Consider the following 12,028-nt stretch of genomic DNA (forward strand, 5'->3'; position numbering starts at 1 on the left):
AAACAGATGCGATGCTACTGTGAATTAGGGAAGACTAAAATAATGAGCCGCCGCCGTAAAGCGGGTCTCAGCCATCTTCCATCGCGGCCGCCATTTCGGCGAGCTTGCGAACGGTGTTGATGTTGCGCGAGGTGCCGGCATTGAGCGCCGGCAGCTTCAGCTTCGATTTCCCGGAGCCGATGGGATAGTGCACATAGATCTCCCGCCCATCGACCACAGCCTCCTCTCCGTCAGGCGCCACAATCCTGTCGAGCGCATCCTTCGGCGCATTCTCGGGCAGGAAGCTTATGAGCAGAAAACTCGGCTTGGCATCGGGGAAGGGCGCCCTGTCGACGATCGCCTCCATCTCCTTGCGGCTGCGCACCATCACGCCGGGCTTCTTGCCCAGCAGCTCGCCGAGTGCTGCATCCAATGCGCGTGCGACGTCGGCCTCGTTGGCGTCGGCGCGAAATAGCACGTTGCCGCTCTGGATGTAGGTCTTGACGTCGGTAAAGCCGAGCTGTTCGCAGATCGCCTTCAGCTCGGTCATGGGGAGCTTGCCGGTGCCGCCGACATTGATGGCACGGAGGAGGGCGATGTAGACGGGCATTGGGGGCTCCTTCCGTTGGCGGGGGAGCAAGAATTACCCCCCTCTGTCCTGCCGGACATCTCCCCCACAAGGGGGAGATCGACTCGCGATTAAGGTCTACGCCAAACAATCAAGGTAGGAGCGAGCGGCCGCGCCCAGCCAATCTCCCCACCTGTGGGGGGCGCGAAGCGCGGGCCGAGACAAGCGGCTCGGCCCCGGCAGCCCGGCAGGGCAGAGGGGGGTAACCCCACGGCACCCCGCAAGCGGATTACATCTTCCCCGCCACCTTGACCGCAAACGCATACTCGAACGCAACCTCTTCCAGCCGCTGAAACCGCCCGGACGCTCCGCCATGGCCGGCGTCCATGTTGGTCTTCAGCAACACCGGCGCGCCGCTGGTGGACTTGTCGCGCAGCTTCGCCACCCATTTGGTCGGCTCCCAATAGGTCACGCGCGGGTCGGTCAGGCCGCTCAGCGCCAGGATCGGCGGGTAGGGCTTGGCCTCCACATTGTCATAGGGCGAATAGGCGGCGATCTGGTCGTATTCCTCGCGGCTGTCGATCGGGTTGCCCCATTCCGGCCATTCCGGCGGGGTCAGCGGCAGCGTGTCGTCGAGCATGGTGTTCAACACGTCGACGAAGGGAACGGCGGCGATGACGCCGGCGAATTTCTCCGGCGCCATGTTGGCGATCGCCCCCATCAGCATGCCGCCGGCCGAGCCGCCCTCGGCGATGATGTTTGCGTAGGAGGTGAACTTCTGTTGATTCAGATAGTCGGCCGCCGCGATGAAGTCCTTGAAGGTGTTGGTCTTCTTCTCCATCTTGCCGTCTTCGTACCAGGCGAAACCCTTGTCCTTGCCGCCGCGGATATGGGCGATGGCATAGACGAAGCCGCGGTCGACGAGCGACAGGCAGTTGGTGTTGAAGCTCGCCGGAATGGTCACGCCATAAGCGCCGTAGCCGTAGAGCAGGCAAGGGGCGGAGCCGTCGAGCGGCGTGTCCTTGCGATAAAGCAGCGTCACCGGCACCTCGACGCCATCCCAGGCAGGCGCGAAGACGCGGCGGGTGACATAGTCGTCGATGTTGTGGCCCGACGGCACTTCCTGCGTCTTCAACAGCGTGCGCTCGCGCGTCACCATGTTGTAGTCGTAGAGCTGCGATGGCGTCGTCATCGAGGAGTAGGAGAAGCGGATCACGTCGCTGTCGTATTCGGCCGCACCCTGCAGGCCGAGCGAATAGGCTTCTTCCGCAAAGCCGATCGCGTGCTCCTCGCCGGTCGCCCGGTCCCGGATCATGATCTGCGGCAGACCGTCCTTGCGCTCCAGCCAGAGCAGGTGGCGGGCATAGGCCATGTGGCTGATGATCAGCGTGCCCGGCTTGTGCGGCACCACCTCGCGCCAGTTCTGCTTGCCGGGATTATCGACCGGCGCTTCCATGATCTTGAAATCCTTGGCGTCGCCGTCGTTGGTCAGGATGTAGAACACGTCGCCGCCCTCGGTCAGCGTGTACTCGATACCCTCCTGGCGCTCCGCGACCATCTTAGGCTCGGCGGTGAGGTCGCTGGTCGGGATCAAGAGATATTCCGAGGTCTCGTGGTCGTGAATGTCGATATAAATGAAGTCGTCGAGCAGCGAACCGCCGACGCCCATGAAGAAGCCCGCATCCTCTTCCTCGTAGACCAGACGGTCTTCCGATTGCGGCGTGCCAATGATGTGGTGGAACACCTTCGAGGGGCGGTGGTTCTCGTCGAGCGCAGAGTAGAAGAAGCTCTTGCCGTCGGGCGCCCAGGCGCCGCCGCCGCCGGTGTTCTCGATGAGGTCGGGCAGGTCCTCGCCGGTCTTGAGGTCGCGAACCTTCAGCGTGTAGAATTCCGAACCCTTGTCGTCATAACCCCAGATGCCGCGATCGTGATCGGTGGAGTGGTCGATGCCGGCCAGCCGGAAATAGGCCTTGCCCTCGGCTTCCTTGTCGCCGTCGAGCAGCACGGTACGCTGGCTCTCGTCCTTGATGTCGGCGTCGCGCGGGATGCGGAAGTAGCGCGGCTGCTCGCCGCCGGTCACGAAGAAGGTGCCATAGGCGAAAGGCCCGTCCTTCATCGGGATCGAGCTGTCGTCTTCCTTGATGCGCCCGCGCATCTCGGCAAACAGCGTCTTCTGCAGCGGCTTGGTGTCTTCCATCGCCGCGTTCATATAGGCGTTTTCCGCCTCCAGATGCTTGCGGATCTCGGGGTCGAGGATCGAGGGATCCTTGAACATCGCCTGCCAGTTGTCGGCGCGCAGCCAGGCGTAATCGTCCGTGCGGGTGATGCCGTGACGCGTGTCGGAATGCGGCTTCTTCGGCGCAACGGGCGGGTTCGGCAGATCTTTGAAGACGGACAAGGGGAGCTCCGGGGTCGGCATTTCAGGTTGTGAAGAGATAGAGACGCAAGCGCTGTCGATCAAGCGGCAAAAGCCACGCGCAAGAGTGCCATGCGACGCTCGCTAAATGGTGACTGTGCAAAACCCAAGCAATCCTCACCTTGCCTTGATGTGACCACAATATTTAAGAAAGTCCGCTCCCATCGTGCGGAATTCTGCCATGGCCGGGCGGCCTCCAAGGTTGCCCTTACTGAGCCGGCCGCGCAGCATTCCGGAATGAGCTTGCAAAGGATTTCTTCAGTAATGCCGAAACGTATCGCCCTCGTTCTGACCGCTCTCAGCCTTGCCGCCTCCGCCTTTGCACCCACCGCATTCGCCGTCGATCCGGCGATCAAGAAGCAGCTCGAAAAGCTCGACCCCGCGACGCGCCTCGAACAGAGCTGCGACACCGAGGCGATGAGCCGCATCAACAAGGACGCCACCGGCTACAAGCCGGACAAGGTGATCGCCTACACCTTCAAGGACCCGGTCCCGAGCGACGACCGACTGGAAGCCCCCGGCGCGGTCTTCCGCAGCAAGGGCGATTGGTATCACCTGTCCTACAGCTGCATCACCGGTCCGCAGCACATCAATGTGCGCGAGCTGAGCTACCAGATCGGCGACAAGGTTCCGCGCGACAAGTGGACCAAATATTACCTCTACGACTGAGTAGCCTGAGAGCCTCTCGTCCAGACCAAAGCAAAACGGCGGCCCTGATGGAGCCGCCGTTTCGCATTCATATGGGCTAAGACGCCTTACACCAGCTCGCCGAAGGCTGCTGCCGTGAACGGGCGCATGTTTTCGTTGTCGCCGGTGCGCACCTTGGTCACCCATTGCGGGTCGCTTAGGATCGCGCGGCCGACGGCGATCAGGTCGAACTCCTCGCGCTCCATGCGGCGCACCAGATTGTCCAGCCCGACGACGCTCGAGCTCTCGCCGCCGAACGCCGCCATGAAATCGCCGGAAAGGCCGACAGAGCCGACACTGATGGTTGCGGCACCCGTGAGCTTCTTCGCCCAGCCGGCGAAATTCAGCCCCTGTTCGCCGTCGATCTCGGGGAACTCAGGCTCCCAGAAGCGGCGCTGCGAGCAGTGCAGCACATCCACGCCGGCCTCGACCAGCGGCATCAGCCAGTCGGTCATCGCGTCAGGCGTTTCGGCGAGCCGCGCCTTGTAGTCCTGCTGCTTCCACTGGCTGAGACGCAGGATGATCGGATAATCGGGACCGACAGCTTCGCGCATCGCCTTCACCACATCGGCGGCGAAGCGGGCGCGTTCCTTCAGCGTGGCGCCGCCGTATCGGTCGGTGCGCTTGTTGGTGCCGGCCCAGAAGAACTGGTCGATCAGATAGCCGTGCGCGCCGTGGATTTCGAACGTGTCGAAGCCCAAGCGCTTGGCGTCGGCGGCGGCCCGCGCATAGGCTGCAATCGTGTCGGCGATGTCTTCCTCGCTCATCGCTTCGCCGCGCGGCGTCTCAGGCGCAAGCAGGCCGGACGGGCTTTCGACGCCGCTCGCCGGCCAGTCGCCGGCGGGATGCGCGACCGAGCCGACATGCCATATCTGCGGCCCCATCTTGCCGCCCTTGTCGTGAACCGTCTTGATCACCTTGCTCCAGCCGGCAAGCGACTTCTCGCCGTGGAAGAAGGGGATCCGCTCATGGTTGCTGGCCGCCGGCCGGTCGATGACGGTGCCTTCCGAAAGGATCAGCCCGACGCCGTCTTCGGCGCGGCGGCGATAATAGGCCTCGACATCGGCCCCCGGAACGCCATCGGGCGCAAAGGTCCGCGTCATCGGCGCCATGACGATACGGTTCTTGAGGTCGAGCGATTTGATCTTGAACGGCGCAAACAGCGCGTTGACGTCAGCTGCATTCATTACGGGCAAACTCCTGTAGAAAGGTGGCGCGCCTTAAGTATATTCTATATACCTAGTGTCAATGAGGCACTGCGGAGCGCCTAGGTAGCATCGAGGAAACCGCCATGAACGAACATCGGCCGATCGCAGCCCCCGTCAATTGCCGGGCGGACCGCCCCGAGGCGATCGAGCAGAGCTTCGTCGTCGATTGCCCGAGCCGGCTCTTGTTCGACCAGATCGCCGACAAATGGTCGATGATGATCCTGACGGTGCTCGATCGCGGCCCGCTGCGTTTCAACGCCATCAAGCGCCAGCTCGGCGGCATCACCCAGAAGGCGCTGACCCAGACACTGCGCCGCCTGGAGCGCAACGGGCTGGTGACGCGCGAGGTCATTCCCGTCTCGCCTGTTGCGGTCGAATACCGCATCAGCCCGCTCGGGCGTTCGCTGCAGACGCCGTTCAAGGCGCTCTATGCCTGGACGATCGACTACCTGCCGGATGTGGAAAAAGCCCGCGCCGCCTTCGACGAGCGCTCGGCCGGCTGACCGCACTTGCCGCGCGGCAGCTACTTATTTATCGACAGAAACAGCAATGCGCCGAACCGGCCGTAAATTTGCCGTGGAAGCGGCCGATGCGATCACTATACGGCTGCTGCCATCTGAACTCGGTTTGAACTCCACGGTCCCGGCACAATGAAAAACCTCGTCCTCGCCTCGGCGCTGCTCCTTGCCCCGGTCGCAACTGCCGCTGCCGGGCAAACGGCGACGATCCAGCCCGTTGTTGCGGCCACCATGCCGGCGCCCGTTGTCCCGCTATCGTCGAACCCGGGGACCGCGAACACGGCGCCGAAGGCCGCGCCCAGGCAGACGCCGCCCAAGCAGACATCATCCACAAAGCTCGTCGAGCCGCACCTGCGCGTCGCCCGCTCAGAGATCAAGGGCCATGCCCGCGTCGCGCTCACCTTCGATGCCTGCATGGGCAAGGCCGACGAGCGCATCCTCTCGGTGCTGGTGTCTGAACGCATTCCGGCGACGATCTTCGTCACCGCCCGCTGGTTGAAGCACAATCCGCAAGCGCTGCAGGTCATGCTCGCCAATCCCGATCTGTTCGAACTGGAAAATCACGGCCAGAACCATATCCCCGCCGTCGACAAGCCGGTATCGATCTACGGCATCGCGTCCGCAGGTTCTCCCGAAGCCGTGCGCCTCGAAGTCCAGGGCGGCGCCGACGCCATGCTCGCCTCCGGCATCCCGGCCCCCCGCTGGTTCCGCGGCTCGACCGCCAAATACGACCTCTCTTCGATCGCCCAGATCCGCGCCATGGGCTACCGCATCGCCGGCTACTCGGTAAACGGCGACGGCGGCTCGCTTCTCGGTGCTGCGATCACCGAGAAACGCATCTCGTCCGCCAAGGACGGCGACGTCGTCATCTCCCACATCAACCAGCCGACGCATGCCGCCGGCGAGGGGGTCGCGAAGGCGATCCTCGATCTCAAGGCCAAGGGCACGGAATTCGTGCGGCTGCAGGATGTCGAGGATCGTGGGGATGATGATACGACGGAGTAGGGTGGCTCTCTACTGGCGCTAACTTGCGGAAACGACAGTCGATAGATCCGAACCCGTGTTACCCCCCTCTGTCCTGCCGGACATCTCCCCCACAAGGGGGGAGATCGACTCGTGACGTGCTTCCCATCCAAACGTTGATGTCGGAGCGAGCGGCCAAGCCCAGCCAATCTCCCCACCTGTGGGGGAGATGCCCGGCAGGGCAGAGGGGGGTATCGCACGGTAAAACCTAGCGAGAGAACTCCCCCGTTAGAACCTAAGCCCCGCCAACCCCACTACCTCACCACCATCTCCACCCGCGCCGCCTCATCCCGCCGCGAACCGCCGCCCGGCCCATCCCGATCCATCGCGAAATCATCAAACCAATCGCGATACGTCCCCGACATCATCGCCCCGATCACCTGCGTCGCCAGATACGAGAACGTGATCCCGTTCCCGCCATAACCATAGGCACCATAGACATGCGGCAATGACGGCACAGGCCCGATCAGCGGCAGGCCGTCGACTGTCTCGCCGAAGGTGCCGCACCAGGCGGTGGCGACGCGGGTGTCGGCGCGGGGCCAGATCAGTTTCATCTTCTCGCGGATGGTCATGATCTTCTCCGGCGCCTTGGCGTCGCGCGCGGCCGGATCGACCGTGTCGTCATCCTCGCCGCCGACAACGATGCGGCCGTCATGCGTGGTGCGCATGTAGAGATAGGGGTGGCTGTCCTCCCAGATCAGTGCCTGGTCGCGCCACAGCGTGCCCGGCTCCTGCGGCACGGTCGCCATCGCCCAGCTGGATGTCGTGCGGTGCAGCTTCGGCATCGCGATATCTGGCAGGCTGTAGCCGGTGGCGAGCACTGCCATCTTCGCCTCGATCATGAAGCCGCCGTCGGTTTCCGCTGTCACGCGGTTGCCCTCGCTGTGCAGCCTCGTGACGGACGCATCGATGAGCCGCGCGCCATCCTTGTTAGCCATTCGCAGCACCGCCCATGTCAGCAGCAGCGGGTCGGCCTCCGCCGAGCCGCGCGACAGGATGCCGGCGTCGCGGTCGATCTCGAATTCGGTGAAGAGATCGCAATGTTCGAGATAGCGGCTCGGCAGCCCGGCGCGCTGCCTGAGTTCGGCCTCGACCGCGAGATCGCGCGCGCCCTCGTGATTCCTGGCAAGATAGAGCGACCGGCGCGGCTGGAAGGCGCAGTCGATGCGGTAGGCGGCAATCAGCTTGGCGAGACCGGAAACGGCGGCCGCACTGCGCCTGTAGATGCCGACGGCGCGCTCGAAGCCGTAGAATTGCTCGAGTTCCGTCAGCGTCTTGTCGATCTCCCATTGCAGCATCGCGGTGCTGGCGGCGGTGCTTCCCAGCCCCGGATGCTCGCGGTCGACGATCGCAACCGACATGCCGCGCTCGGCCAGATGCTGGCCCATCAGCGCCCCGGTCACGCCGCCGCCGATGACGAGTGCGTCGACCTGGAGATGATCGGTGAGCGGTGCGAAGACGGGGCGACTCACGCCGTTTCCCCAGGGCGAACGGCCACTGGTCAATCGATCCTGGCTCAGGCTTTTCAGCTCTATCTCGGACATGGCGGCCTCACTTCGGCAGTTGCGGCTGCTGCTTTTCTTCGATGAACAGCTCGTCGATGATGGTCATGACGATCAGCGACAAGGGCAGCGCCAGCATAGCGCCGACCGCACCCCACATCCAGGTCCAGAACAGAATGGCCAGGAACACCACGAAGGCGTTGATCTCCAGCCGCCGTCCCATCACCGCCGGGAAGATCAGGTTTTCCATCAGAAGGTGGACGGTGAAGAAGGCCGCTGCCGGGATCAGCCCGAGGACGAGCGCATCATGCGTGATGATGCCGGCAATCGCGATCGCGAGCGTCATCATGGTGATCCCGAGATAGGGGATGAAGCTCGAAAGAAACGCGAAGAAGCCCCAGAGCACCGGCGACGGCAACCCGCCGGCATAGGCGATGATGGTCATGACGACGCCGAGGCAGGCATAGATGACGGAGGCGGTGGCGAAGTAGAAGCCGAGCACCTGCTCGACGCTGCTGATGACGCGGATGGCGGCGAGGCGCTGCGAGCGCTCGCGAAACACCATGATGATCGATTTGCGCAGGCTGACGCGGCCCATCAGGAAGAGCAGCAGCGCCGCAAAGAAGATCAGCGCCTGTACCAGGGCCGGCGTCAGGTTCGCTGTCACGAGATGCAGGATGTTGCCGGTATTCTCCAGCAGTTTCTCTGCCGACATCGGGCCGCTCTGGAAGGTTTCGGGCGTGATGTGCAGCCACTTGATGCGCTCGAGGTAGGGCATCAGCCGGTTCGCCGTCTTCTCGGCAAAGTCCGGTCCCTCGTTGGCAAGCGTCGTCAGCGGGCCTGCAAGCGAATTGGCGACGAGGAAGATGATGAGCGCCACGGCTGAAGACAGGATCACGGCGTTGGTAATCCGGGGCACGCCGATCTTCGTCAGCTTCTCCGCCAGCATCCCGAGGATCATGCCGACGACGATGGCAAGCGTCAGCGGGATCAGAACCAGCGACATCATGTAGACGGCGGAAAGAGCGAGGATCACGAAGATGCCGATGATCGCCCAGGCCATTGAAATGTCTAGGCCATCCTTCTCCAGCCGCCGCACCGGCGCCTGTATTAAGGCTTCCTCTGCGTCAGTCATGTTTTTCGCCCATGAACTGACCCGCCGCTCTCCGATTGCGATCTTGCTCGCCTGTTTGCGAATGCCGTTGGCAATACCCATGAAAAGTCGTTCCCCGGAAGCCCCTGTGCTTCGCACCTAGAACGCCGCGAAACTCATTCCGGTTCCGCCTGTGTCAAAGTGGGAATGCCGAATTCTCGCCTCATCTGAGGCGCATCATCAGGAACGCAACGGCGGGGAGGCAGGGCCGCTGCGTTTCGTGCCCGATCGGAGCACCGTCGCGGCCCTGCCAGATCCGATATGTCAGCCTGCCGGACTGTCACAAACGGCGGCTTCCGAGGCCGTCTCCGGCTCCTTGCGGCCGAGAAACGCCACCACCACGACCGCCGTGAAAATGGTGATGCTCGCCAAGAGGATTAGCAGCGTGCTGAAGGCCTGCGCGTAGTTCAGCGCCAGCGCCTCGCGGCTCATCTGAGGCATGACGGCTGCCGCCGCGCCAAGATCGCCGGTCACCAAGCGTTGCGCCGCCCGCGCCGCCTCTTCACCTGACCCACCAAGACCTGACCCAAGCCGGGTGCCAGCCAGCGCCGAAAGCACCGCGCTGACGATGGCAAGCGCCACCCCTTCGCCGGCAACGCGGGTCGTGCTGAAAATCCCGGTCGCCATGCCGGCCCGTTCCTTCGGCACCACGCTGACGGCAAGCCCGTCCATCAGGCCCCAGGGCAGGCTGATGCCGATGCCGATCGTCAGAAGCGGCCCGATCAGAAGCAGCGGCTGCGAGGCCGGCACGCCTGCCGGAATGGTCGACAGCCAGAACAACCCACCCGCCGCGATCAGCAGTCCGACGCCGCAGATGACGGCGGCGGTGAACCAGCGCGTCAAGAGCCCTGCAACGACGGGCAGCACCAGGAGCGGGCCGGATAGCGCGATCATCATCTGCCCGGCGCCCACCTCGCTCATGCCATCGATGCCGACGAAGCGCACGGGAAGCAAAATGAGCAGCACCACGAAGGCGTAGGCCGGTGCGGCGGCCAAAAGCTGCACGCCGACGAAGCGCGGATAGCGAAACAGCGTCAGGTCGAGCATCGGCCGCGCCGTTCTCCGCTCGATCAGCCAGAAGCCCGCCAAAAGCGCTGCCGAGGCGACGAGCAGCGCCACGACGGAGGGGCTGCCCCATCCATTCTCCGGCGCCAGCAGCACGCCATAGGTGAACAGCGCCAAGGCCAGCGTGAAACTTGCAGCACCCGGCCAGTGGAGCCCCTTGGCCTCCGGATCGCGCGTCTCGTGCAGAAAGATGGAGCCGAGCACAAAGGCGATCGTGCCCAACCCCACGACGAGCGCGAAGATCGCCGGCCAGCCGAAGCTGTCGACCATAAAGCCAGAGGCGATCGGCCCGAAGGCGAGGCCGACGCCGAAGCTGGAGCCGACGATGCTGAAGGCCCGCATCCGCGCATTGCCGTCGAACTCCTGCGCCAGCGCCGCCATACCACCGGAAAAGGCTGCCGCCGCACCCATGCCCTGCAACGCTCTCAGCACGTCGAACCAGACGATATCGGGGGCGAAGGCGAGGCCTGCGGAAAACAGCAGGAAGGCGACGAGGCCGATGAGAAAGATGCGCTTGCGGCCATAGCTGTCGGCGAGCGCGCCTGATGCCATCAGGCTGCTGCCGAAGGTCAGCATGAAGGCGTTGGTCACCCAGTTGAGCGCGATCGGGCTGCCGCCGAGATCGCGGCTGATCGCCGGCAGTGCCACCGCCGGCCCGGTGAAGGTCAGCGGCATGGCGGCTGCGGCAGCGCAGATGCCGACCAGCGCCATGATCTTCCGGGCGCCGCCGGTTCGGCTTGCGCCGGCGGCGCCAAGCGGTGTCGAGAGTTGTCGTGTCATGAGAAATCCGCCTGTGTGAAAGGTGAAGCGCGGCGATAGCGGGAGGCCTATCGCCAAGGACACAGACAAGATAAATTCGCTTCAATATCGCGATAAGCGGCCTATGATGCCGTTCATCATGGAAAAATTCGCTCGAATAGGGAGCGTGGAAAGCGCAATATGGATCAGCTCAGCGGCTTGTCGGCCTTCGTGAAAACCGCCGATCTCGGCAGCTTCGTCGCCGCCGGGCGCGTGCTCGGCCTGTCGGCCTCCGCCGTCGGCAAGGCGGTGACGACGCTGGAACGGCAGGTCGGCGTGCGGCTCTTCCAACGCTCGACGCGCAGCATAAGGCTGACGGAGGAGGGGCGGCTGTTTCACGAGCGCTGCCGCCGTGTGCTTGACGATCTCGAGGACGCGCAGGCCTCGCTTGCGGCCGCCGTCGCCACCCCGCGCGGCCGTCTGCGCCTCAGCCTGCCGCTGGTCAGCTATCATCTTCTTTTGCCCGTCGTGCCCGGCTTCGTCCGCCTCTATCCGGAGGTGGAGCTCGATCTCGATTTCAACGACCGCATCGTCGATCTGATCGATGAGGGCGTGGATGTGGCGATCCGCAGCGGTCATTTGCAGGATTCCCGGTTGATGTCGCGGGCGCTGCGGCCATTCCGCATGCTGCTCTGCGCAGCACCCGATTATCTGGAGGCGCACGGCACGCCGAAGATCCCGGCCGATCTCGCCGGCCACGCCGCCATCCGCTTTCGCTTTCCCAACAGCGGCAAGCTGCAGGACTGGCCGCTTTCCATGCCATCAGGCGCGCCGGAACTGCCGATCCGCAGCCTGCTGGTCTGCAACAACATGGAAGCGTTGGGCGGTGCGGTGGAAGCCGGTCTCGGCATCGGCTGCATGCCGGATTTTCTGGCCCGGCGGCGGCTGGCGGAAGGCCGGCTGCGCACCGTGCTCGACGATCATATCGACGGCCCCGGCCAGTTCCACATGCTCTGGCCCTCGAACCGGCATTTGTCGCCCAAGGTCCGCGTGCTGGTCGATTACCTCACCGAAACCCTCTTCGCCGACCACTTCGAAAGCCCGGCCGCGCCGGCATGGCCGACGTGAGGGGTTGGAATGCAAAACGCCCACCGAAAGGTGGGCGCTGCAA

10 protein-coding genes are annotated in these 12,028 nt (G+C 64.1%); 4 read left to right on the top strand and 6 right to left on the bottom strand.

From position 1 onward, the window contains the following. Positions 1–67: 67 nt before the first annotated feature. A complete protein-coding gene (locus tag ACIQUB_RS10900; RefSeq protein WP_113239824.1) occupies positions 68–589 on the bottom strand; it encodes a DUF1697 domain-containing protein in 522 nt (173 codons plus the stop codon). 247 nt (positions 590–836) lie between these two features. Further along, entirely contained in the window at positions 837–2,945 is a 2,109-nt protein-coding gene (locus tag ACIQUB_RS10905; RefSeq protein ID WP_402929395.1) for a S9 family peptidase, read from the bottom strand. A 282-nt stretch (positions 2,946–3,227) separates the two neighbouring features. Between ACIQUB_RS10905 and ACIQUB_RS10910 the strand changes: the two genes are divergently transcribed. After that, entirely contained in the window at positions 3,228–3,632 is a 405-nt protein-coding gene (locus tag ACIQUB_RS10910) for a DUF930 domain-containing protein (protein WP_018902520.1), read from the top strand. Positions 3,633–3,718: 86 nt separating this feature from the next. Here the strand turns inward: ACIQUB_RS10910 and ACIQUB_RS10915 are convergent, their stop codons facing one another. Further along, entirely contained in the window at positions 3,719–4,837 is a 1,119-nt protein-coding gene (locus tag ACIQUB_RS10915) for an NADH:flavin oxidoreductase (protein ID WP_402929396.1), read from the bottom strand. Positions 4,838–4,941: 104 nt separating this feature from the next. Between ACIQUB_RS10915 and ACIQUB_RS10920 the strand changes: the two genes are divergently transcribed. Together ACIQUB_RS10920 and ACIQUB_RS10925 are read left to right on the top strand one after the other, a co-directional pair. Continuing rightward, complete coding sequence (locus tag ACIQUB_RS10920; protein WP_113239155.1) at positions 4,942–5,361, top strand: helix-turn-helix domain-containing protein; 420 nt, start codon at positions 4,942–4,944, stop codon at positions 5,359–5,361. Positions 5,362–5,508: 147 nt separating this feature from the next. After that, the gene (locus ACIQUB_RS10925) at positions 5,509–6,381 is read left to right on the top strand and encodes a polysaccharide deacetylase family protein (RefSeq protein ID WP_113239156.1); all 873 of its coding nucleotides are present in this window, start codon (positions 5,509–5,511) and stop codon (positions 6,379–6,381) included. A gap of 272 nt (positions 6,382–6,653) precedes the next feature. Here ACIQUB_RS10925 and ACIQUB_RS10930 read toward each other — a convergent pair whose 3' ends face one another. The 3 genes from ACIQUB_RS10930 to ACIQUB_RS10940 form a co-directional block, all read right to left on the bottom strand. After that, on the bottom strand, positions 6,654–7,943 hold the full coding sequence (locus ACIQUB_RS10930) for an FAD-dependent oxidoreductase (protein ID WP_113239668.1): 1,290 nt from the start codon (positions 7,941–7,943) through the stop codon (positions 6,654–6,656). A 7-nt stretch (positions 7,944–7,950) separates the two neighbouring features. Beyond that, positions 7,951–9,117 (bottom strand): AI-2E family transporter, encoded by a 1,167-nt coding sequence (locus ACIQUB_RS10935; RefSeq protein ID WP_113239667.1) that lies wholly within the window; start codon positions 9,115–9,117, stop codon positions 7,951–7,953. A gap of 201 nt (positions 9,118–9,318) precedes the next feature. Next, positions 9,319–10,899 carry an MFS transporter gene (locus ACIQUB_RS10940; RefSeq protein WP_402929397.1) on the bottom strand — a complete coding sequence of 527 codons (1,581 nt, stop codon included), beginning with the start codon at positions 10,897–10,899 and terminating at the stop codon, positions 9,319–9,321. A 159-nt stretch (positions 10,900–11,058) separates the two neighbouring features. Between ACIQUB_RS10940 and ACIQUB_RS10945 the strand changes: the two genes are divergently transcribed. Further along, positions 11,059–11,985, top strand: a complete 927-nt coding sequence (locus ACIQUB_RS10945) for a LysR family transcriptional regulator (RefSeq protein WP_113239665.1) — start codon at positions 11,059–11,061, stop codon at positions 11,983–11,985. The last annotated feature ends 43 nt before the right edge of the window (positions 11,986–12,028 follow it).

The organism is Rhizobium sp. NPDC090275, assembly GCF_044772225.1.
Lineage (GTDB): Bacteria > Pseudomonadota > Alphaproteobacteria > Rhizobiales > Rhizobiaceae > Rhizobium.